Source organism: Teredinibacter sp. KSP-S5-2 (genome assembly GCF_032773895.1).
Lineage (GTDB): Bacteria > Pseudomonadota > Gammaproteobacteria > Pseudomonadales > Cellvibrionaceae.
In genome coordinates, this window is record NZ_CP120416.1 from 3,140,057 (window position 1) to 3,163,775 (window position 23,719).

Genomic DNA, 23,719 nt, shown 5'->3' on the forward strand with positions numbered 1-23,719 from the left:
GCTAACGATTTCAAATCACCGGATCAAGAACCGGAGATTAACTGCTCGATTTCTTGCTCATAAGCCGGTTTTAGACGTGCCCAATCATAGTTCGATGGCTTGGCAGATAGCGCCAACTGAGGCAATTCACCCTGCCTGTGCGCCTGATATAAAGCGTCAAGCTTATTGGCCAGGTCTATGGCCTCATTATCGGGCTTATCCTCAGAAGATACGTAAAAGCAGCAAGGTGGGAATAGCTCGGTGTAGGCCAATCGATTGGGTACCAAAGGTAAACATCCAGACGCAGCGGCTTCCATAACGGACAAGCCCTGAAAGTCATGCACAGCCGTGGAAAGCACCACATGTGAACTTGCCAATAGGGCTCGATAATCTTGAAGCGATTCCTGGTAGCCCCATTTCCCCAACCAGCCCCTTTCGCTCAACAACGCCTTGATCTGATCAAACTCATCAGGTTGACGGCGAAAAGCCTGCCCGACAACGTGGACAATAAGGTTTCTGTCAGCAGGTATTCGTTGCAACCCATTGAGTAAACGATCCGGCCCTTTGTCATACTCCCACCGGTGATTCCATATAATTTGGAATTCTTCGTCGCTTTTTTGCTCCCGACAAAACAGTTCACTCTCAATAGGGACCGGTAGGATCACCGACTTGTTTTCAATGTCTTCCACCACGCCAGGAGGAACACAATCTGGCATTTTACCTAATAGCGCCCTAGCCCCCTGCATGAAGGTTTGTTGATTAAAGCCTGTATTAAACGCAACTCTATCCGCACATATCGCGCTGTATATGGAGGTGATTTGTGGCTCTACGCCCGGATGTTGTTGAGCAGATTTCGGGTAGGCAAATTGATTCTCATGGAAATACAGTAAGGTTGGCAGTTTCGCCAGGTCAGGAAGCATTCCCCTAAGCGTGGCCAAGTCCGTCATCGAGGTGGCGATAAGGAATTCGTACTCACTCACGGAGGACAACTTGGGCTCCATTTTGGCCCAGGTCAGGCTATTCCCCCGAACCCGCCAGCTGAAGTACCTTGGCGGCAGAACACATTGAGTCCATTGGTACTCTGGGAGATTATCAACAATCCCTTCACGCCAACGCTTATGGCTCTGCGCATCATAGGCCGACAGTAATAATGCCTTTGTCATAAAATGATAAACCCCAGTCCCCCAAAAGGTCGACTAGGGTCTCAGGTGGAAAAGAAAAACTCAATAGCCTGCGGGGATGTTTGTTCCCGCTATTGAACCGACTCCGGGCTCTTCAGGATCATAGCTTCGAAACCGGCCTGACATAGTAAATGCGCAGCGATATCTGCACGACTTCCGGCATCATCGGGAACCACATAAATACTATTCCCGCCTAGCTCAGACAAGGTGGAACGTAAACGGGATAAAGGCACGTTGATGCTGCCAGGAACATGGTTAACCCGGTACTCCATTGGCATTTTCACATCGATTAACTTATAGGGCTTATCCAGTTTCTCGAGGATACGGTTTTCAACATAGCGTAATACGGGTGATTTGAGTAACGCAGTAAAATCAGCAGAGTTGAGCCGTTTTAATATGCCACTTCCCATCATGTATACCGATGCGTTGCGCAGTGTTTCCCCCAGCAGCGCCTCTTCACCAAAGTAGTCACCGGGTTTGAGTTCAAGATCCACACTGCCGAGACGATTAACCACACGGGCCCGGCCTGAGGCGACCACGTAGAAGTAATCTCCTTTTTCCCCTTCTTTAATGACCATTTCGTCTTTTTTGTAGGTCACATCTTCAAAGCGCAGGAAAAGCTCCTGTACCTGAGTCAAAGGGATACGGGAAAAGAGTGGTGACTGTAACAGGGAAGACATCCAGTCCCCGGTCTTTTCGTTGATTTCTTCAACGCTAAACTCGCCGGAAGTTTCACCATTAAAGCTCGATTGGGGCGCTGCTGCGGCTGATTGACTCCAGGCAACGATACGATCCAGCGCTGCAGTTTCAATGGAGTACACTGTTGCTTTACTGGATTTAACAATCGCGGAGCATCGGGTAGGAGAATCCGGGTTCAAAGTGGATTTGGCTCGGTCTTTGTCCTCGGTTAAGGACTCAACGTAATAACTACTATCAATTAGATCAACATGCCCTGACAACAGGAAATAACGCTTTGCAACAGCCCTGCCGCGCTTGAAGATCATCTCTCCTTTACGGAAGCTTTCCACCGAAATGTGTTTTAGAGCTTCATCGAGATATTCATCATCCAATCCATTGAATGGGATGTGGTGTTTGATGGTGTCTTTGTTCAGCATTTACTACTCCAAGGGGGGCTAACCTTTACGGCCAAAACAAATCAAAAAGCATGAGAGATTTGGAGCAGAGTGTGCTGGATAACCAACCAATTGTCTGAGTAAGAATTCACTAATAAACGGGAACTACCACTCAAAAATTATCACCCCCAAGGTAGAATGAGACGCCAGTCTATTTTTTAGGCAATTCCGTAATCAACACGAACTTTTTCAATAATTCCAATAAGTTTTGTGTGTCTTTAGCGCCAGCCAGCTCACGGACGGAATGCATAGCAAATGTCGGCACACCAATGTCCACCGTTTTGATTCCAATATTAGATGCAGTCAGAGGCCCGATTGTACTGCCACAGCGCATATCAGCACGAGTAACATAGGATTGCAAAGGTACTTCAGATTCACCCTGAGCTCCCAACCAACGCAAGAAAGACGAGGTCACGTCGTTGGTGGCATAGCCCTGGTCAGCATCAAATTTAATTACGGGTCCCTGGTTCAATACCGGTCCGTGTGCCTGATCGTGTTTATCCTTGAAATTCGGGTGAACACCGTGCGCATTATCCACCGAGACCATAAGGCTGCCACGAATGACACGCTGCCTTTTTTCCGCATCGGGGACCAATCTTTGCAGCCATTCCTGCAACATTGGCCCTTGTGCACCAATATCTGTTCGACTGCCGACTTCCTCGTGATCGTTACATACCAATACCGCTGTATGCTCTCCGTCAGACGCCGCCAGAGCCTCTGCACCGATATAACAGCTCAATAGATTGTCTAACCGAGCACTGGCGATGAATTCTTGATGAATCCCCACAAGTGCTGGAGGCTGTGTGTCATAACAGCAGAGATTAAAATCGAGCACTTCCCTTACGTTAGCCACCTTCTGCTCTTCTAACTGCGCCTTTAATAATTGGCGAAAATCAAATTCACTTCCCAACCCAACAATGGGAGACATCTGCGTCTGTGGATTAACAGTGCGATTTTCATTGGCTGTACGATCCAGATGAATCGCCAGACTGGGAACCGTGGCAACCGGCCGTTTGAAGTCCACCAGAGATGATCCGAGCTTGCCCTGCGTATCCAGGTAGCTAACCCGTCCAGCCAGGGATAAATCCCGGTCAAACCAGGGATAAAGCAGCACACCACCGTATACTTCCACACTTAACTGCTGATATCCCAGCGTGCAAATACCTGGCTGAGGCTTAAGTTTTAAACATGGGCTATCGGTATGCGCACCAATAACGCGAATACCCCCCTCGAGTACCGGTTTTCTTCCTGCAATAAACGCAATAATTGAGGACCCGGAACGGGAATAAAAATACCCCTGTCCGGGCTGAATATTCCACTCATCCGTTTCATGAAGCTGAATGAAACCTCGCTCATGGAAAAAAGATTCCAATGATTGAGTTGCATGAAAAGGTGTTGGTGACGCTTGAAGAAAAGCCAACAACGAATGGTTTACATCACTGCTCATGTTTATTCCAACGTGATAACTTACTGTTTTATGCGATCAAAACAAGGCCAATTAATATCGCACCTAAAATCAACCGATAAATAACAAAAGGCAACATACCGATTCGGTTAATAAAGCTTAAAAAGTAATGAATACAAAGATAAGCACTTACCGCCGAAATCGCTACCCCCAAACCAATACTCGTCCAATCTACATTCGGCTCATTAATTAAACCGAGGCCTTTGTAGCCACCGCTCAATAAAATAATAGGAATGGAGAGGAGAAATGAAAATCGAGCTGCTTCGGTTCGCTGAAAACCGATAAGCAACGCAGCAGTAATTGTAATCCCTGAACGAGATGTACCGGGAATCAAAGCTAAAGCCTGGAAACAACCAATATAGACAGCCAAAAAGAATGTCATTTCAGCCAGAGTCTTTTTACCTGAGTAATGATGATCCGACCACCCTAACAACAAACCAAAGCCGATAGTTGTTGCCGCTATCACCGCAATGCTTCGCAAGTTTGATTCAATGAAATCATCGAAGGCCAAACCCGCAAGTGCTGCCGGAATGGTCGCTAAAGCAATACACCAGGCAAGGTTGGATTCGGTAGTGGCTTCTCGAGTAATAAGTGATTTCCCCCAACCACCGACGATATCAAAAATATCGTTACGGAAATACACCATGACCGCAATCAACGTCCCAACATGCACAGCCACATCAAATGCCAAGCCCTGGTCTGGCCAGCCTAAAAGCTCCGCAGGCAGAATTAAGTGCGCCGAACTCGATATAGGCAAAAACTCAGTAATTCCCTGAATTAACGCCAAAACAATAATATGTAATAACTCCATTCTTCCCCCAAAAGCACTGACGATTTTAAATGACTCAAGCTAGCAAATGTTTATGACTGCCTTATTCTTTTTCGCTTTTCCCAAGTTATTTCGTTGCGCAAATAGAGCGGTTCAACTTTTTCCGGGGCAATTGTTCGCGTTTTATATAATTGTTTTTGTAACACAAGCTCGATGGCGGATTGAGCAAGTGGATAAGCAGTAGTATTTTTAGTTATTGTTAATGGGTTTAAATCATCCAGTTTCCATCCGTGACCAACACCCATCATAGTAGTACTTCTCTCGTTATCTTTTACGTAGTCCATAAGTTCTTGTGGATGGCTCACACAAGCAGCTGAGATCTCGCCTACGAGTCCATCGTTCCCTTTCTCCATAGCACTCCAATAGACTTCGCCCATACGCGCATCTAATGCGGGCAGCAATATATCCCCGGAATTAACCTGTTCGACATAAGGTTGTACCAAAACTTCCAATGAAGACACGGTTACCAGCGGAACAGATAACGCATAAGCTAACCCCTGGGCAACACCAATACCGATTCTAATGCCGGTGAAAGAACCAGGCCCGATAGATAAAACAATCGCATCCAGCACCGATTTTTGACACCCCGCCTTATTCATTAGTGAATCAATTGCGGGTAGTAACCAATCAGCATGGGACCGGGGAGAATCGGAAAACTCGGAATGGGTATTGCCGTCGGCCAACAGTGCCACAGAACAAACTTCAGTCGATGATTCAATTGCCAGCAGGTTATTCATAGATACCGTAAACCAATGCGCTACAGTGATAAGGGGCGCGTATTATGCCTGGAATTCGAGTCAAGAATCCAGTTTCCAAGTACCTCAAAGCATGTTTACACGCATAGAATAACTCATTCGAACACCTGGTTAGAAACAACCTCGATGCGATAAGAAGTATTCCGCACAAAGCCACTCCAACAAACTCTATACCACTCCTCAACAGAAAGAAATTCAATCAGCGATAGAGATTGGACCCAAAAAGTGACTTCACACGACGTAGAAACGCCACAAGCACATGAACGAAGCAAAGAACCGACAAAACACAGCAAGCAGCTTTTACTTTATTCAGAGTGATCGGTCGTTTAACGCTCTCGCGCCATATAAAAATGATGGTCTAAGCTCGTTTTAGGATTTTTGCGGTCAGCGAGCTAACGTGGAATTTGACCTGAGACATAAAAAAACCTCCGGTCTAGCCGGAGGTTTTTACAGAGATGAATAATCCTACAAAATACGGATCTATTTCTTGGCTGGACGGCCTCGACGTTTCGCACCACGCTTAGCTGGCGCTTTCTTAACGGCTGCTTTCTTGGCCACCACCTTTTTAGGGGCCGCCTTAACCGCACCTACAGCTTTTCTTTTCGCTTTAGGCTTGGATTTTTTCTTTTTCCCCAAAGCAGCAACCTTGGCTTTCGCTTTCTTCTCAGCGGACTTCACTTTAGCGGCAGCTTTTTTAGCAGCAGCTTTGACTTTCTTCGCATCCGCCACTGCGCGAGTTTTACTCCAGCGAGCCTGGAACGCCTTAGTCGCTTTAGCCAAATCGGCTTCAGCTTTAGTAGCCAAGCTAGACTGCAGCGCATCAACAGCAACTTTTGCCGCAGCTTCGGCTGCTTTAACGGAAGCCAACGCTTTCGCATTTACCAAAGCCGTCTTCGCTTCAGCGACCTTATCGCGTATAGAAGAAACCTTGGCAGAAGCTTTTGCAACTGCACTGCGGGCACTAACAACAGCACGTTTATCAACCGCTTTCTTGGACTTAGCCGCTTTCGTTTTAGCCGCAGCTGCTTTTTTACGTGCAGCGGCAACTTTACTTTGCTCTGAGGTAAATTGGGTTGTTACTGCAGCTAATGCTTTTTCTGCTTTAGCAACTGCCGCATCTACCACTTGAGCCGGTTTGCTGACCGCAGCTTTTTTAGCTGCTGGACGCCCCTTTTTCGCAGCCGGACGGCCACGTTTTTTTGTTACTCTCGCCATACAGATCTCCTCAATGTTCCTGCTTGGGAAAGCTTAAATCCGGAAAGATTCCCAAGTGTATGCACCTAACCAATTAAAGAATATTAATAACCTAACCCTAAGCAAGTCACTTGCTTCTATAGAATAGTATTTTATAAATTCAAGTTTTGCACGTTTTCGATACAAAAAAAGATCATTTTTTTTAAATTTTTATCATTTGACGTCAAAAATAAATCATTTTAGACAGAATTACGCGAAGTTGAGCAGGTAAACAAACCATTTTTGGAACAAATTAAAACGATACAGCCAGATTTCTATAAAAAATGCATTGCATTCAGGGGAGTAATACGAGCTTTTATAAAGACCATCACAGTGCTGCTTCGCACAAAGTCGCTCGTTTCTATATATGTGGTATCAACAAATGTAAAATCATTTCTTTCACATATTGTGTTCGGCAAATCACAACCAACCATATATCTTTTTTATGATTCAAGGATAGCAATAGACTCAAACATCAATGAATTAAACTTTTCAATAGATGTAAACACAAACCATAAGGAATAAACGTAACCGTCCCTTACTGCATACACCCAAGTCCTAATAGATCAAATGAAAACATATCCCCAAATGGGGCAACCAAGCACCCAGGACGAACCAAAACATTATTCCCTATCTATGTAATACCAGATCACATACCCAATAAAGAAAGCAGATAAACAACTAATGAATAACAGTAGACGGAGGCCGGGAGATATACCCCCTAAGACAGTGGACCAGAGCTATTCTTTTCTCGCTAAACTCTGAATATGGTTTTTACTTGGTAATACCGGTGATCAGAAAATTAAACAGTAGTTGGGAAGTTTAGAGCATTGTCACAATCGAACTCCCCAAGTAAAAAGTACATTTTTCGTCGAAACAAAACGTTATGCCGACCCTCAAAGTCATATATACCGTGGAGGTAAAAATATGCCTCATCAACGCTTCAATATAAATATCATGAGTATTTGAACTTAAAAGGAAAGCTGGATTGAGATATAGCCTGCTAATTTATCGATAGGATTAAGGGAATTTCTTCGATATACAGTCCACGGCTTTACGATAAATGAATGAGAATAAATTCAAGCGTGATTATATCGAATATACCCTCAACACAATGCTATAAACAAACTGAGCTCATTGAAGAAATAATGGGGGTACACAAAAAGGAGAAGCAAAACTATCGAGCGCCAATGTGTAAATCTATGTTATGCCTGTATTTAGCCGAAAAGAATGATGACGCAACAAGTAGTGAATGGAGCATAGACCAAGACAAGAGCACAATTTATTGACAGTATGTTTATGGCGGGCATAAAAAACCCCCGTTCTTCGAACGAGGGTCTTAAGTTTCACGTTTACGATATTAGACTTATGACAAAGCAGCCAACACGCGAGCTTTAATATCGTCGAGGGAGCCTACACCGTCAACCTGAGAGTATTTCGGTGCTTTGTCACCTTCCAGATCACCATAGAATTTAACCAAAGGCTCTGTTTGCTGGTGGTAAACATCCAAACGCTGCTTAACGGTTTCTTCTTTATCGTCATCACGTTGAATCAGCGGCTCACCAGTCTCATCATCCAAACCTTCCTGTTTTGGTGGATTATGTTCTACATGGTAAACACGTCCTGATGCAGGGTGAACTCGACGACCACCAAGACGAGAAACAATTTCTTCGTCTGCAACATGAATTTCCAACACATGGTCAATATCCACACCGGAAGAAGCTAGCGCCTCAGCTTGAGGGATAGTGCGAGGGAAACCATCGAAAAGGAAGCCATTGGCGCAATCGTCGGCAGCAATGCGCTCTTTCACAAGGTCAATAATCACTTCATCGGAAACCAAACCACCGGAGTTCATAATATCCTTCACTTTTAGACCCAGTGGTGTGCCAGCCTTCACAGCTGCTCTTAGCATATCTCCAGTAGATATTTGAGGAATGCCAAAGGCTTCAGTGATGAATTTTGCCTGCGTCCCCTTACCGGCACCTGGCGCCCCTAATAAAATTACTCGCATTATGGAAACCTCTTTCTCTTGTCTTTTGAATTAGTCAAATCAGTATAGAGTCCAACCACCGAAAAAAAGCAGGCTTGGCTTAAGAGTGATAACCACCAACTTGTGTGGGTAGCTGGAACAGAAACTCGAAACCGGCCGAAACATCCCAAATGGTGGAATCATCTAGAAAATTCAGCCAAAAACGACCTAATGGTTAAAAATATCGGCCGCTAAGATACACGGGCATATGTCTAGAAACAAGCGCATTATGCGAATACTGGGCAAAATATGGTCTATATAAAGAGATAGGTAGTGATTTTTTAACTTACTACGGTGATATCTAATTCTTTGTATTGGGACAGAATTATGACTGTAAAAGATCTTGTTAAACGCTGGGAAGATGAGGCATACGGAGACCTGACAAAGGAAGCCTACCAGGTAAACCTCTCCCTCGAAGATGCTGCAAAACTGGATGCACTGTCTGAAATGTATCCAAAACGAACAAAGGAGCAGCTCATTACGGAGTTGCTCAGCGCCGCACTAAGCGAGTTGGAATCCAGCTTCCCGTATATTGCTGGAGCAAAGGTAATCAGCCAGGACGAAATGGGCGACCCAATGTTTGAAGATGTCGGCCCCACACCCGCATTTATCAACTTGACGAAAAAACATTTAGCCAAACTGCGAGCCGGTTCAAGTAACTAACCAATTATTATCAATACCTCTTGGATTAGGTCGTTACCATATAAGCAAACGACCTAATTCAACTAGACATACATCTAAAAATTCAAATCGGATTTACCCACCCATCTCAACTCCATGTGAGTAGAGTTTAAGCAGGTGTTATTCTATGTGCTCAGCCTTTACTTTTTGCCAATACGCTTCCAACTGATCGATATTCACATCACCAAAACTGAATCCATCATTTTGCACCGACTCTTCCATTTTTCGGAATCGATTTTCAAATTTCGTATTTGCCAACCTCAAGGCTGTTTCACTGTCCAACCCCAGACTGCGGCCAAGATTAACGCAGGTAAAAAGTAAATCACCAAACTCTTCCTGTACATTTTTTTTGTTATCCGCTTCCAAAGCCTCTTTCAGCTCGGCAATTTCCTCGTCAAGCTTGTCAAACACCCCCTCTAACTGGTGCCAGTCAAACCCCACTTTCGCCGCACGTTTTTGCAATTTATGCGCCCGCGTAATCGCTGGCAAACTAACGGGTACATCGTCTAATAAACTTTCCCGACCTTTATTCGTACGCTCAGATTGTTTGATTGTTTCCCAGGTAGAATTTATGTCGACTTCATTCACCTCTTCGTCTCCCCGGCGAGACTGTATATGACCTCCAGGAAATACATGGGGGTGTCGGCGAATAAGCTTTTCAGTAACCAAATGGACAACTTCATGAAAATCAAAAAGCTGATCTTCTTTTCCCAACTGACTGTAAAAAATCACCTGGAAAAGTAAATCACCCAACTCCTCCTTGAGGTGGGAATAATCCTGCTTTTCGATTGCATCCACGACTTCATAGGCTTCTTCAATCGTGCACGATGTAATGGTTTGGTAGGATTGTTTTAAATCCCAGGGGCAACCGTCCTTTTCATCTCGCAAGCGAGACATCAGATACAGTAAATCATCAATGGAATGCGACTTGGTAATCGACACAATTATGCTTTCCGGTGTACCGAAAAGACATTCGGCAACTGATTAAGCTTAGCCAACACCCGACTCAACTCGCTGAAGTCACCAATTTCAATCGTCAGTGTCATATCCACCGTGTTTTTATCTTTATTGGATAATGTTTGTAACGCACTGATATTTATTTTTTCCCGATCAAGCAAGGTGGTGATATCTTTTAATAAACCGTATCGGTCAAACGCTTCTAAAACAATAGCTACAGAATAAGTTTGTCCAGGCTCTTCGGCCCAGCTTACTTCAATAATTCTTTCTGGCTCTTCTTCTTGCAAACGCAGAATATTACTACAGTCCTGGCGGTGAATACTGACTCCACGCCCAAGCGTAATATAGCCGGATATGCGATCTCCCGGAATGGGTTTACAACACTGCGCAATTGACGACATGAGGTTGCCAACCCCGGAAATAAATACATCCGTACCACTGGAGTGATCTTGCGCCCGGCCAATAATCGACTGCGCAGGCAGGCTCGGCTTACTGCCGTGTATTTGCCTTTGTGCTGCCCCAATTACCCGGTCAACACTCAAGTCAGCGTTACCTACCGCCGCATACAGGTCTTCTAAGGTTCTCAGGTTTAACTTGTTGGCCAGTTTTTCGTAATCCAGCCCTTCAACCCCCAGACGCTTAAACTCGTGGTCAAGCATGGCTCGTCCATCAGCAATATTCTGGTCACGATCCTGGTGCTTAAACCAGGCTTGTAATCGGCTGCGTGCTTTTGATGTAGTGATATAACCAAGAGCCGGGTTTAACCAGTCACGACTCGGTGCTTCACGTTTACCCGTGAGGACTTCCACCTGGTCGGCAGTTTTTAACGGATGGTTCAGCGGCACAATTCGACCATTCACTTTGGCACCACGGCAACGGATACCAATATCAGAATGGATACGGAACGCAAAATCTACGGGGGTGGCACTGGCTGGTAAATCGATTACATGCCCTTCTGGGGTAAATACATAAATCCTGTCCAGATCAATGCCTTTGGGCAGCTGATCTTCCCATGGGGTGCCACCGACCTCTTCGTGCCACTCCAACACCTGGCGTAGCCACTCAATCTTGTTCTCATAACTGGTAACCGAGCCATCTTTGTCGGTGTCTTTGTAACGCCAGTGAGCGCACACACCATACTCGGCCTCATCGTGCATATCCCGGGTACGTATCTGCACTTCCAACACCCTGTTTGCCGGACCAACCACCGCTGTATGTAATGAGCGATATCCGTTTTCTTTGGGTGTTGCTACATAATCATCAAATTCCTTAGGGATATTTCGCCACAGTGAGTGCACAATTCCCAGAGCACCATAGCATTCACGCTCGTTGCCAACCAGAACTCTCACCGCACGAATATCGTACACTTCGGAAAAACTGATATTTTTCCTGTGCATTTTTCGCCAGATACTATAAATATGCTTAGCGCGGCCAAATACCTCTGCATCAATCCCTTCCTGAGCCAGGGCGTTTTTGAGAATTTCTATCACACCTTCGATATAGGTTTGTCGATCAACCCTTCGTTCATCGAGCAGCTTAGCAATGTACTTATAATCAAAAGGCTGCAAATAGCGGAAAGATAGGTCTTCCAACTCCCATTTGATATGCCCAATGCCCAATCTGTGAGCTAGCGGAGCATAAATATCTGCCACTTCCCTGGCGACACGTTGACGTTTTTCCATGGACGCACTTTTAACAGCACGAATGGCACAGGTACGTTCGGCCAGTTTAATCAAAGCAACACGCACATCGTCAACTAGCGCGACCAGCATCTTACGAACGTTTTCAGCCTGCTCGTCGATTTCCCGTCCCAACACATTTTCCGGGTTGTGGTTTGACGAACCGCTAATTGCCGCCATCCTGGCCACACCATCAATCAATTTGGCGATCGAATCACCAAACTTGTTGCGGACTTCTTCAAGGGGGATTTTACCTTCGCGAACGCTTCGGTAGAGAACAGCGGCAATAAGGGTTTCAGCATCTAACTGCAAGTCTGCCAGGATCTCGGCCATCTCCAGGCCGGCGTGAAGGGAAGAGTGCTCTTCCCCCCAGCCCGTCAGACTGTTTCCTGGCTCATGTTCAACCTCTTGTGCAACATTCACCGCAGCAAGGAGCTGCTCTTTCAACTGATCCGTTGCGTTTGCAAGGGACAGAATCTTATCTGCCCACTCGAACACATCCAGTTCGTTCTCACTTAGCTTATGACTATGCCTAACTTTAACCATGAGACCTGATAAAACACTCTCTACTTACTAAAGGCCTTGCCTGACTCTATTTAGAATAGACGCCAGATGACAAATACCGGTCACCCCGATCACAAACAATCGCAACAATTGTTGCATTATCCACTTCACGGGCGATCTGTAAGGCAGCCGCAACTGCACCGCCAGAGGACACCCCGCAAAAAATACCTTCTTTCTGAGCCAGTTGGCGCATAGTATTTTCCGCAAGCTCCTGAGACATGCTTACAATACGATCAATATTTGTACTATCAAAAATAGATGGGAGGTATTCCTCAGGCCAACGACGAATACCGGGAATACTTGCACTCTCTTCTGGCTGTAGCCCCACAACCTGAACCTCTGGGTTTTGTTCCTTTAAATAACGAGAAGTTCCAACAATTGTGCCTGTAGTCCCCATGGAACTAACAAAATGAGTGACCTTTCCGTCTGTTTGGCGCCAGATTTCCGGCCCTGTGCCATTGTAATGGGCAAGAGGGTTATCAGTATTACCAAACTGATCCAACACGATCCCCTGACCTTCAGACTCCATTTGTTTGGCCAGATCCCGTGCACCTTCCATACTGGCTTCCTTGGAAACCAGAATTAACTCTGCGCCGTAGGCTGCCATGGACGCTTTACGTTCTTCCGTGGCGTTATCAGGCATAATGAGTACCATTCTATAGCCCCGTATCGCGGCGGCCATAGCCAGGGCAATACCGGTGTTACCACTGGTGGCTTCAATAAGCGTATCGCCGGGCTTAATACGTCCAGAAGCCTCTGCCTCGCGAATCATCGACATTGCGGGGCGATCCTTGACCGAGCCGGCAGGGTTATTCCCTTCTAACTTTAAAAGAACGGTATTGCTCGAATTTTGTACCAGGCGCTGGAGGCGCACAAGAGGTGTGTTGCCGATGTAGTCTTCTATCGTTAAATAAGCCATGATCTCGGAACTCTTGCCAGCGAATAAATAAAGGGCGAGATTCTATCAGCAACCTCACAAAAATTTGAGTAGAATCTCCCCAAATGCAGTAAAACAGAATATTAGTATTCACTGCACTAAAATAAGGCGTAGCATTATAAAGCAACTCAGGTGAAAACCCGACAAAAGGTTTGGTTAACTACTGCACCTATAACAACGTACATTAAATAATATGCAAGATAATAAATTATTAAAAAAACACCTGAACCGTCTTGGTATTATTCCCACAATATGTGCCATATGCATATTGGCAATAGGGTTTCTGCTTTTACAACGAACAGTGATGCCCATTGACAAGCGGAACCATCATACTTTTTTTTCCAGCTTTTTAGCGCCTGATGAAAAAATTACAGAAAAAAAATTGGCGCAAATTGCCAATACTCTGCTACGTATTGCACCTTATGAATCACTTGCCGCATTAGATAAAAATCACAATATTGCAGTTCACTATGGTTTGCCAATTGAATCCGACATTATCACTCGACTGAAAGCAACAGATTCAACTCAAACGTTTGGCACAAAGTCGTTTATTATTCTAAAAACTTTAAATGACAGTGATTTTGATTCGGTTATTCTCGGTTTTGATACAAAATTTAACTCACTAAAAATTCTACAAGCTGTCATTATTATCCTGATCATGGGGATAGCCTGCATCTTGATTATTGTCTACACCACTAAACGGTTAGATGAAATAATCCTCCATCCAATACAGGAAATTGTGAGCGGTATTCGCGAGTTTGCTCAGGGTAATTTCAAATATCAGCTTTCTCTAAAAGTGCCTAGTATTTATACCCCACTGATAAAAGAAATAAATAACCTGGCGGCACAACAGCAACGAGCTCAAGAAGGCTTGCAACTGAGTATTGATCAAGCCACACGCGATCTCAGAGAAACACTGGAAACTGTTGAAATTCAAAATATTGAACTGGATTTAGCAAAGAAAAATGCCATCCGTGAGAGCAACACCAAATCGGAATTCCTGGCGAATACCAGTCATGAATTACGTACTCCCCTCAACGGTATTCTTGGTTTCACTGAACTATTAAAAAAGACGGAATTAAATGACAGACAACTGGAATATCTAACCACCATCGATGAATCCGCCAAAGGGTTATTATCCAATATCAATGATATTCTCGACTTTTCTCGTCTGGAAACCGGCACGCTAAAACTCGAATACAAACCGGTTCCCATTCGAAAATCGGTGGAAGAAGTGATTGCACTACAATCCGCCGCCGCAAACGAAAAAAGACTTCGCTTATTAACAGTTATCGACCACGGTATTCCTGAGAATTTGTTAGGAGACCCGCTACGATTGAAACAAGTTTTAAGCAACCTGATATCCAACGCAATTAAATACACGCAAACAGGATACGTGTTGGTCAGTGTCAGCTGCGAAAAAGCCATTACCAATCAATTCACACTAAAATTCAAAATAACTGACAGCGGTATTGGCCTTTCGAAAGAACAACAGGACGTATTGTTTGACGCTTTTACCAAAGTCGATTCCAGCGATAGCCGAGATCACGGTGGAACAGGTTTAGGACTGGCAATCGCCAAAGGTCTGGTTGACAAAATGAATGGTGAAATTGGTGTGGACAGCTCCCCAGGTGAAGGTGCCACCTTTTGGTTCACTTGCCAATTTGGCGTAGATAAAAAAGTTCAACCCGACAATCTGCTTACCAACACACTTTCTGGCTATACCGCCCTAGTCTACGACCACAATGCTATGGGGCGCATGGAAATTATTCACTACGCCAGAAACTGGGGAATGAGAACGATAGAAGCTGAAAGTTTTGACGATATCGACGGTATTTGTCAGAACCTCGCCTACAACCAGAAAGTCATTGCGTTAATCGATGCCCAAGCCGATAACATTTCCGTAAACCGCGATCAGCTACACAATGCATTGGATATACTCGAGCATAAATACAGTATTCCTTCAATTGTGCTTGCTGCCCCCAACATATGCAGACTTTTGGAACGCGAGGCAAAAAGACCACACACCTCTTATTTTAATCGGCCAATTATCTACCATAAGTTACACAACATAGTGTGTAAACAACTGAACTACAGTGCGCCACTGGAGGTTATTCAAGAATCGAGGGCCACTTACTCTGTAGAGAAACACGTCCGTGTTCTGGCAGTTGATGATAACCCCTCAAACTTGAAATTAGTCAACGAACTACTAAAAAGTTTTACCACAGAAATTACTCTCGCAGAATCAGGTATAGATGCAATCGAACGAGTAAAAGAGACACAATTTGACGTTATTTTAATGGATGTCCAAATGCCGGAAATGGACGGCCTCGAAGCGACACGACAAATCAGGCAACTGCAGTCTGGGGGTAATCGAGTTCCAATCGTTGCATTAACCGCACACGCAGTAAATGAGCAAAAAACAGAACTGCTTTTAGCTGGAATGGACGATTTTTTAAGTAAACCTGTCGGCGAGAATGAATTACGACATGTTGTCGAAAGGTGGACAGGAGAAACCCTGCCAAACTTAAATGACACTCATAGAGAAGAACCCGTTCAAACGACCACACTGGAAAAACAGGAAACACTGCCTGTATTCAGCCTTACAGAGTGCTTACGGCTAGCCAAGAACAACCGAGGCTTGGCAAAAGATATGCTCTCAATGCTACTGGCATCACTACCTCAAGTTGTGCAAACCATCGATCGATTTTATCAGGAACAAGATATCATTGAATTACAAGAGGAAGTACATAGGCTCCACGGTGGCAGTTGTTACTGCGGGGTTTCCAAGCTAAAACAAGCCAGCGAGATAGCAGACAACTACCTCCAAAGAAAAATAAAAGAAAAGAATACCCACAAGCCAATTAATGGTGAACTGGATGAGTTGCTTACTTTACTAAAACAGGCAATCGCCGAACTGGAAGAATGGAATGAATCTGTGGATCTAGAAGTGATTTTTGAATAAAAGGAACAGAGATCGCCTCGCAGCGTCGCGCACAAGTTCAATAGTTTGGTGGTGTCGTTCACACCACCAAACTCAACATTTACAAGTGAAAATCTCCGGCTCTTTCAGGCTGAAAAGTCACCTCTTTGATTTTAACGTTTAATAGTCCACCGCCAGGCTTTGGCCATTCAATTTGATCGCCCTGAGACAAACCCAGTAAAGCGCTACCAACAGGAGCCAATATCGATATTTTTGTACCGCTCGAATCAATGTCTTTCGGGTACACCAATGTCAACTTAAATTCTTTTTTAGTCGACTCAATAACAAAGTGCACAGTGGAATTCATTGTAACCACGGTTGCTGGCATTTCTTGTGGATCAACGACTTTAGCTCGCTCCAACTCCGTAATTAGGTCATCTTTTCCAGCAAAACTATTTGCTGGCAACGAGTCCAACAATTCATATATACGATCCAGATCTAAAGAAGAGATAACAATCTCCGGTCTCTTATTCATTTTTTTCCTCAATAATTTAAAAACACGAGCAACTCGTAATCTTATTTAAAACCGCAGCCTATAGCCCTGCTCCAACGGGGACAACACCAGACTATTTAAGCTTATTTAACCTATTCACAGAACTTTGCTGAAGATAACTAAACAACCTCAAGAACAAAAAGGATTCGGCAGGTTTTCTGTGAATTAAAGAATTCGGAGGTGATTTTTGATTAAGCTGGCATACACAAGCACGCCCCGAGAAAAAGATATGTATTAGTTTGACATATCCTATCCAAAAGAATCGTCCTTGGCCACTCTTCCGTTATAACAAAGTGTTTAGACAGGCCATAAAAATAACCTAAATACGCAACCCTGGATAGAAAATTAATTTTTAGGGTATGTTTTGACGATATCTTCAAACATATCGTACTCAAAAACAGTATCTAAAATCCCATCAGAAGTGGTATCCACTTCGGCACGTTTAAGATGAAAAGCACCAAATTCCTGCTTTTTTCGGATTTTTTTAGATGTCGAATCAAAGAGGTTAATGCTTTTTATCACACCATTTTCATAAAACACTCTGTAATCCTGAAAACCGTCCCCTGTGGTATCTGATTTCTCCCAAATTGTATTGCCTTTTTTATATTGCGCCTCTGTTTCAAACGTCCCGTCAAAATTCCTGTCAATAAGTGCTTTCTTTAATAACCCTTTTTGATCGTATGTATAAACAATATCCTTTTTACCGTCAAAATTACTGTCCATCTCGATCTTTGATAGCACAAAGTTTCTATATACCCACTTTTCGTCAAGAAGACCATCACCGTTGTAGTCAATACCATCCTCTGTAACCGGAGAGCGATAGTACGCTGCAGTAACCCCTACCCCTATTAAAAAAGCAACAACAAGAGAAACTATCCCCCCGTTTTTTCGGGGTAACGTACCAGGTTCTGATTCTATTCCCAATTCTGAACTCGGTGGCAGGCTTAACTCGAATTCTGAGTCTGATTCCGGTTGAGTTGCATCCCACTTCTGTACGATTTTTTTTGCAACAGCATAATCGGACTCTTGGATCATTATTCGAACCACTCCAATCGCTTGGAGCTCACCAACACCCCCTTGCAGGTATTCCCCGTCAATTCTCGGCGACAAGCCCTCCTCTTCCAGTAAATCAGCAATAATATGTGCTTCGATTGTATTCGCGGCTTCGTACAATAATTTCACTGGACTCCCCCAATATACTAAAAACGCAAGAAAGACGTTAACGATTCAAATTCAATAACGGATTTATTGAGCTTACTTTTATTCTTCCGGTAAATTTTTGTCTTTCAGTATATAAAAGAATACACGGAAATACAGAAAAAAAGCGGCTAACAATTGAGCTCTTGGAGTAGCTAGTGCTATTGAAAGAGAGATCGGGACAAAAGGGGTTTATCACCAATGATTATTTTTATTGCTTCACGACACAAAATTTTGAGTGCTCTTCTCTCAACATCGCAAGAATAGCCACCATGAGAAATCGCACGTATCACATGACCAGAGAACAGGATTTGTTTCTTTTTAGGGTAAACATCAGCAGAGACTTTTACAAAACCTTCGTCGGGGAAATACTGATACTCAACGCCATCTTGTATCAAATCCCCTAAACTGTCTGAACTAAAGTTAATACCGTATCCCATGTCTTGCAGAAACACTAACTCAAACTGCCTAAGCGCGAGCTCAACGTCATCGAGAATACTGATATTCTGTAACGCCGTTTGGTAAGCCTGATATAAGGTAGTATGAGCTTCCCCAGGCAACAAGGCTCGACATAAAAGCTCGTTTAAATATAAGCCACAATACAAGCGTGTTGATTGAAGCTGAACGCCAGAGCTTTCTGCTTCAATCATGAGTAAGGTTTTTAAATCGGATCGCCCCTGCCAGGAAACACTATATGGGACAAATGGCTGAAAAAAAGCTGAAGAACGCTTTTTTTGTGACATTCTTTGAACAACCTGAACCCGCCCAGCATTTTGACAAAATAATTCCAGAATACATTTTGAATCCGTAAAATTCCTTTTATGCAAAATGTAGGCGGTATCCATTACATCAACTAAAACTCTCTTTTGTCATCATAACCTAAGCTTCGCAGTGCACGATCATCATCGGACCATCCCGACTTAACCTTTACCCACAGCTTAAGAAAGACTTTATTATCAAAGAGTTTTTCCATATCCAATCTGGCTTGCTGACCAATGCTTTTTATTCTTGCACCCTTATCCCCAATAATAATGCGCTTTTGGCCATCACGTTCAACAAGAATCAAGGCATGAATAGTGATTAAGCCCTCTTCTTCTTCAAACGATTCAATTTCTACCGCTATTTGATAAGGAAGCTCTGCACCCAACTGCCGGGTAATTTTCTCTCTCACAATCTCACTAGCAAGAAAACGTGAACTTCGATCAGTGATTTGGTCTTCTGGATAAAAATGCTCACACTCAGGTATAAAACTTTCAATTAGCTGTTCAAGCTCCTGAAGATTATGCCCATGCAAAGCAGATAAAGGCACAATTTCTGCCTTGGGTAGTTTTTCCGACAAACTGGTTACGTGGGGCAGAAGTAATTTTTTATCTTCTATCTGGTCCAGTTTATTGACTGCCACGATGACAGGACAAGACACCTGAGCAACCTGCTGCAGAACTTGCTCGTCTTCAGCAAACCAGTGGGTTTTATCAACCACAAAAATAACAACATCGACATCCTTCAAAGCACTTGAAGCCGTCTTATTCATATATCGATTGATTGCCTTATCCACTCCCTGATGAATGCCCGGCGTATCAACAAACACCATCTGCATATTTCCTTCCGTTTTAATGCCCATAACATTATTACGCGTAGTTTGTGGCTTTCGGGAAGTAATACTGATTTTCTGTTTAATCAGATGATTCAATAAAGTGGACTTGCCCACATTAGGGCGACCAACGATGGCTATATAGCCGGCACGTTTTATCTCTTCAGACATATGACTTGTTCCGTTTTCCCGCTATATATTCATCAGTGCAAGCATTTTTTCAGCGGCAAGCTTCTCTGCGTTGCGCTTACTGGTACTGGAAGCCAGGGTTTTTTCTTTAACATGATCAACTGAACACTCTACCGTATATTCTTTCGCGTGAGACTCACCCGCAATAGAAACCGTCTCATATAGTGGGAGTGGGCGCTTGTGTTTTTGCAGATATTCCTGCAACAACGTCTTCGCATCTTTACCATCTTTTTCGATATCTAACGCAGCAAGTTTATCTGCATACCAGTTCAATACCACGTCCCGGCACACATCCATTCCAGACTCTAGATAAATAGCCCCAATTATCGCTTCCACCGTATCAGCTAAGATGGAAGCTCGACGAAAGCCGCCACTTTTTAGCTCACCTTCCCCAAGATACAGGTATTCACCTAAGCTAAACTCCTTAGCGATTTTCGCCAGCGTATCCCCCTTGACCAAACTCGAACGAACACGAGTCAAATCACCTTCTCTGACATTAGGGAAGTTTTTATATAGGTACTCGGTGATAATCAGCCCCAGTAATGAATCCCCTAGAAACTCCAGGCGTTCATTATTCTGGCGGCCAACACTTCGGTGAGATAGCGCAAGTTTGAGTAAATCCTTTTGTGTAAACGTATATCCCAATGCGCGTTCAAGGCGATCACTCTTCATCTGGTATTAAATATTCGCAACATGCTGCAACGTTTGAACTGTCTAACTGATGTTCGAAGTTCATAACCACATCAATATTGGCAAACAGATGGACTCGCACTTCATAGCGGTTGTTTATCAAAGTTCGGTCAGCTCTTTTTACAATTTTGATGTTTTTTGAGGCTTCACCTCTGACCGAGTTAATGGTTAAAAATTTTTGAATGGCCGATTTTATTTCCATTTTTGACATGGAGTGAAGATCAGGATTGGCTTCTGCAACAGAGACAATTACGCCTTTAATCATTCGGTCATCAATATACGCCGGCCCCAACCTAAAGGTGCACAATAGAAAAAAGCCAACCAAGCTAAGGACAACCAACCAACCTAACGAACTTAAACCGTATTGATGCTTAGGTAATCGCATATTATGCCACTCTCTTTTTTTAACCAATTTATATGGAACCTACCCGAGAAAAGCTGGGGATACTAAAAAAGCTTTCCCAATGCATCCATATACCAAATGCCTTGCCGACGATATTTTTTTCCGGCACAGGGCCCCATCCACGAGAATCAAAACTGTTATCCCGGTTATCGCCCATCATAAAGTAATGCCCTTCAGGCACTACCCACTCACCATATTCACTAAAACGCCCGGTAATTGTGCAGCGTCGCATTTTATGCGCTTTACCACCAACGGTTTCATCATAGACCTGATAACTGGCTCCATTGTCAAAACAAGAATCGTTACGTCGTCGAATGTCAGGAGCATGAACCTGCTCGACATATTCCTTTTCAATTTTCTCACCATTGATATATAAGGTATGGTCGACATAACGAATCGTGTCACCAGGTAAACCAATAACACGTTTTATAAAGTAGCGAGGCTCATGAGGAGGGAAAAACACCATCACATCACCACGTTTAGGCTCATCGACATCCAATATTTTAGTACGAATAATTGGCAGGCGAATGCCATAAGCAAATTTGTTTACTGCAATAAAGTCCCCCACTTCTAAAGTAGGTACCATGGACTCAGAGGGAATTTGAAAGGGTTCAATGACAAAAGAACGTAAAACAAAGACCAGAAGCAATACAGGGAAGAAAGATTTCGAATATTCCACCACAACAGGCACCTGGTTGGCCGCTTCCGTTGCCTTCTGGTAACCTTCGTCAGATTTCTTTTGCTCAGAGGAATAACCATCAAATTGACGTTCAACATCTTTCAGTGCGGACAATCTGGGTTTACGTAATACGAGAAGGTCATACAGCCATACAACGCCCGTAACCACAACCGCAACAAACAACCATAGGGGTAAATTAATATCCATAACGTTTAATAAATCTCAACCTGTATTATATTATGTGTTTTTATGAGTCGACCTTTAATACAGCAAGGAAGGCATCCTGAGGGATTTCCACTCGTCCAACCTGCTTCATCCTGCGCTTACCCGCTTTTTGCTTCTCCAAAAGCTTTTTCTTACGAGTGACGTCACCACCATAACACTTGGCCGTCACATTTTTACGCAAGGCCTTAACCGTAGTTCGAGCAACGATTTGCCCACCTATGGCAGCCTGAATAGCCACATCAAACATCTGACGTGGAATCAACTCTTTCATCTTGTCAGCTAACGCCCGGCCTTTGTATTGTGCATTATCGCGGTGAACGATAAGTGCAAGTGCGTCTACTTTTTCAGCATTAATCAGCACGTCCAGGCGCACCAAAGGCGCTTGCTGGAAGCGAACGAAACTGTAATCAAGAGAAGCAAAACCCCGACTTACAGACTTGAGTCGATCAAAGAAGTCCATGACCACTTCAGCCATAGGCAACTCATACTTCACCGCAACCTGTGTACCCAGATACTGCAAATCCACCTGAACACCACGTTTCTCTATACATAGCGTGATAACAGCACCAAGGTAATCCTGAGGAACCAAAATATTGGCCTCTACAATAGGCTCACGCATTTCGTCAAGCAAACCAACTTCTGGCAGCTTAGAGGGGTTGTCTACGTAAATAGTTTCTTTCTGTTTTGTGACAACTTCGTACACCACAGTTGGCGCAGTGGTTATAAGGTCAAGATCATATTCCCGCTCCAGACGCTCCTGAATAATTTCCATGTGCAGCATGCCAAGAAAGCCACAACGGAAACCAAACCCCAATGCGTCGGAAGTTTCAGGTTCATAGAATAGTGAAGCATCATTGAGAGTCAGCTTTGCCAGAGCATCACGAAAGGACTCGTAATCGTCCGAGCTGACGGGGAAAAGCCCGGCATAAACCTGAGGTTTGACTTTTTGGAACCCGGGTAAAGGCTCAACTTCCGGCGTTTTCATATGGGTAATGGTGTCACCGACGGGCGCACCATGAATATCTTTAATACCCGCAACGACAAAGCCTACTTCACCCGCTTTAAGAACTCGTGTATCCAATCGTTTAGGCGTGAACACCCCCACGATATCAACAACGTGCGCTTTACCGATGGATTTCGAAATGATCTTTTCACCAGTTTTCAGGGTTCCCTGATTAACACGAACCAAGGAAACAACACCCAGGTAGTTATCAAACCAGGAATCAATAATCAGTGCTTGTAAAGGTGCGTCGACATCACCTACTGGCGGCGGCACAGCAGCAACCAGTTTTTCCAGCACTTCCTCAATACCAAGGCCGGACTTCGCGCTGCATTGCACTGCATCCGTGGCGTCAATACCGATAATATCTTCAATTTCTTGAGCCACACGCTCAGGTTCTGCCTGGGGCAGATCCATCTTATTGAGCACGGGAATCACTTCCAGCCCTTGCTCAATCGCAGTGTAACAGTTTGCCACAGATTGGGCTTCCACCCCCTGAGCGGCATCAACCACTAGTAAGGCGCCTTCACATGCCGCAAGAGAACGGGAGACTTCATATGAGAAGTCCACATGGCCGGGTGTATCAATAAAGTTTAATTGGTAAGTTTTACCGTCTTTCGCTTGATAGTTTAAGGTCACACTCTGCGCTTTAATGGTAATACCACGTTCGCGCTCGATATCCATAGAATCCAGGACCTGAGCAGCCATCTCTCTTGCATCCAGTCCACCACAATGCTGAATAAACCGGTCTGCCAGGGTCGATTTACCATGGTCAATGTGTGCAATGATCGAAAAATTACGGATATGACTTAGATCTGTCACGTGTTTACTGTCCACCTGTGCCAAA

At 44.1% G+C, this 23,719-nt stretch carries 20 protein-coding genes; 2 read left to right on the plus strand and 18 right to left on the minus strand.

Features of this window, described 5'->3' with window-relative positions:
* Positions 1–23 precede the first annotated feature (23 nt).
* From P5V12_RS13525 to adk, 7 genes are all read right to left on the minus strand, one after another.
* Complete coding sequence (locus P5V12_RS13525) at positions 24–1,142, minus strand: DUF3524 domain-containing protein (RefSeq protein WP_316953615.1); 1,119 nt, start codon at positions 1,140–1,142, stop codon at positions 24–26.
* 89 nt (positions 1,143–1,231) lie between these two features.
* Entirely contained in the window at positions 1,232–2,275 is a 1,044-nt protein-coding gene (locus P5V12_RS13530) for a cyclic nucleotide-binding domain-containing protein (RefSeq protein WP_316953616.1), read from the minus strand.
* A gap of 169 nt (positions 2,276–2,444) precedes the next feature.
* Complete coding sequence (locus P5V12_RS13535) at positions 2,445–3,740, minus strand: M18 family aminopeptidase (protein WP_316953617.1); 1,296 nt, start codon at positions 3,738–3,740, stop codon at positions 2,445–2,447.
* 28 nt (positions 3,741–3,768) lie between these two features.
* Positions 3,769–4,569: an undecaprenyl-diphosphate phosphatase gene (locus P5V12_RS13540; protein WP_316953618.1), complete on the minus strand. Its 801-nt coding sequence runs from the start codon at positions 4,567–4,569 to the stop codon at positions 3,769–3,771.
* A gap of 50 nt (positions 4,570–4,619) precedes the next feature.
* Positions 4,620–5,324, minus strand: a complete 705-nt coding sequence (tsaB, locus tag P5V12_RS13545; RefSeq protein ID WP_316953619.1) for a tRNA (adenosine(37)-N6)-threonylcarbamoyltransferase complex dimerization subunit type 1 TsaB — start codon at positions 5,322–5,324, stop codon at positions 4,620–4,622.
* Positions 5,325–5,822: 498 nt separating this feature from the next.
* Positions 5,823–6,557 carry a hypothetical protein gene (locus P5V12_RS13550; protein ID WP_316953620.1) on the minus strand — a complete coding sequence of 245 codons (735 nt, stop codon included), beginning with the start codon at positions 6,555–6,557 and terminating at the stop codon, positions 5,823–5,825.
* Positions 6,558–7,941: 1,384 nt separating this feature from the next.
* Complete coding sequence (adk, locus tag P5V12_RS13555; RefSeq protein WP_316953621.1) at positions 7,942–8,586, minus strand: adenylate kinase; 645 nt, start codon at positions 8,584–8,586, stop codon at positions 7,942–7,944.
* Between the two features lie 345 nt (positions 8,587–8,931).
* Here adk and P5V12_RS13560 point away from each other — a divergent pair, with 345 nt between their 5' ends.
* The gene (locus tag P5V12_RS13560) at positions 8,932–9,267 is read left to right on the plus strand and encodes a type 1 pili tip component (RefSeq protein WP_316953622.1); all 336 of its coding nucleotides are present in this window, start codon (positions 8,932–8,934) and stop codon (positions 9,265–9,267) included.
* Positions 9,268–9,405: 138 nt separating this feature from the next.
* Here P5V12_RS13560 and mazG read toward each other — a convergent pair whose 3' ends face one another.
* The 3 genes from mazG to cysM are packed head-to-tail and all read right to left on the minus strand — an operon-like array spanning position 9,406 to position 13,404.
* Complete coding sequence (gene mazG, locus P5V12_RS13565; RefSeq protein WP_316953623.1) at positions 9,406–10,227, minus strand: nucleoside triphosphate pyrophosphohydrolase; 822 nt, start codon at positions 10,225–10,227, stop codon at positions 9,406–9,408.
* Between the two features lie 2 nt (positions 10,228–10,229).
* Positions 10,230–12,467 (minus strand): GTP diphosphokinase, encoded by a 2,238-nt coding sequence (gene relA / locus P5V12_RS13570; protein WP_316953624.1) that lies wholly within the window; start codon positions 12,465–12,467, stop codon positions 10,230–10,232.
* Positions 12,468–12,513: 46 nt separating this feature from the next.
* Positions 12,514–13,404: a cysteine synthase CysM gene (cysM, locus tag P5V12_RS13575; protein WP_316953625.1), complete on the minus strand. Its 891-nt coding sequence runs from the start codon at positions 13,402–13,404 to the stop codon at positions 12,514–12,516.
* Positions 13,405–13,615: 211 nt separating this feature from the next.
* Here cysM and P5V12_RS13580 point away from each other — a divergent pair, with 211 nt between their 5' ends.
* On the plus strand, positions 13,616–16,387 hold the full coding sequence (locus tag P5V12_RS13580) for a response regulator (protein WP_316953626.1): 2,772 nt from the start codon (positions 13,616–13,618) through the stop codon (positions 16,385–16,387).
* A gap of 79 nt (positions 16,388–16,466) precedes the next feature.
* Here P5V12_RS13580 and rnk read toward each other — a convergent pair whose 3' ends face one another.
* The 8 genes from rnk to lepA all read right to left on the minus strand — a co-directional run bounded on the left by rnk (position 16,467) and on the right by lepA (position 23,694).
* Positions 16,467–16,880, minus strand: a complete 414-nt coding sequence (gene rnk, locus P5V12_RS13585; RefSeq protein WP_316953627.1) for a nucleoside diphosphate kinase regulator — start codon at positions 16,878–16,880, stop codon at positions 16,467–16,469.
* Between the two features lie 363 nt (positions 16,881–17,243).
* On the minus strand, positions 17,244–18,080 hold the full coding sequence (locus tag P5V12_RS13590) for a DUF2007 domain-containing protein (protein ID WP_316953628.1): 837 nt from the start codon (positions 18,078–18,080) through the stop codon (positions 17,244–17,246).
* Between the two features lie 176 nt (positions 18,081–18,256).
* On the minus strand, positions 18,257–18,940 hold the full coding sequence (gene recO / locus P5V12_RS13595) for a DNA repair protein RecO (RefSeq protein WP_316953629.1): 684 nt from the start codon (positions 18,938–18,940) through the stop codon (positions 18,257–18,259).
* Between the two features lie 8 nt (positions 18,941–18,948).
* Positions 18,949–19,857, minus strand: coding sequence for a GTPase Era (gene era / locus P5V12_RS13600; RefSeq protein WP_316953630.1), 909 nt, complete (start codon positions 19,855–19,857; stop codon positions 18,949–18,951).
* A gap of 21 nt (positions 19,858–19,878) precedes the next feature.
* Complete coding sequence (gene rnc / locus P5V12_RS13605; RefSeq protein WP_316953631.1) at positions 19,879–20,547, minus strand: ribonuclease III; 669 nt, start codon at positions 20,545–20,547, stop codon at positions 19,879–19,881.
* On the minus strand, positions 20,537–20,950 hold the full coding sequence (locus P5V12_RS13610; protein WP_316953632.1) for a DUF4845 domain-containing protein: 414 nt from the start codon (positions 20,948–20,950) through the stop codon (positions 20,537–20,539). Before P5V12_RS13610 ends, rnc begins: the two co-directional genes overlap by 11 nt.
* Positions 20,951–20,978: 28 nt before the next feature.
* Positions 20,979–21,854, minus strand: coding sequence for a signal peptidase I (lepB, locus tag P5V12_RS13615; RefSeq protein ID WP_316953633.1), 876 nt, complete (start codon positions 21,852–21,854; stop codon positions 20,979–20,981).
* 40 nt (positions 21,855–21,894) lie between these two features.
* Positions 21,895–23,694, minus strand: a complete 1,800-nt coding sequence (lepA, locus tag P5V12_RS13620; RefSeq protein WP_316953634.1) for a translation elongation factor 4 — start codon at positions 23,692–23,694, stop codon at positions 21,895–21,897.
* Positions 23,695–23,719 lie beyond the last annotated feature (25 nt).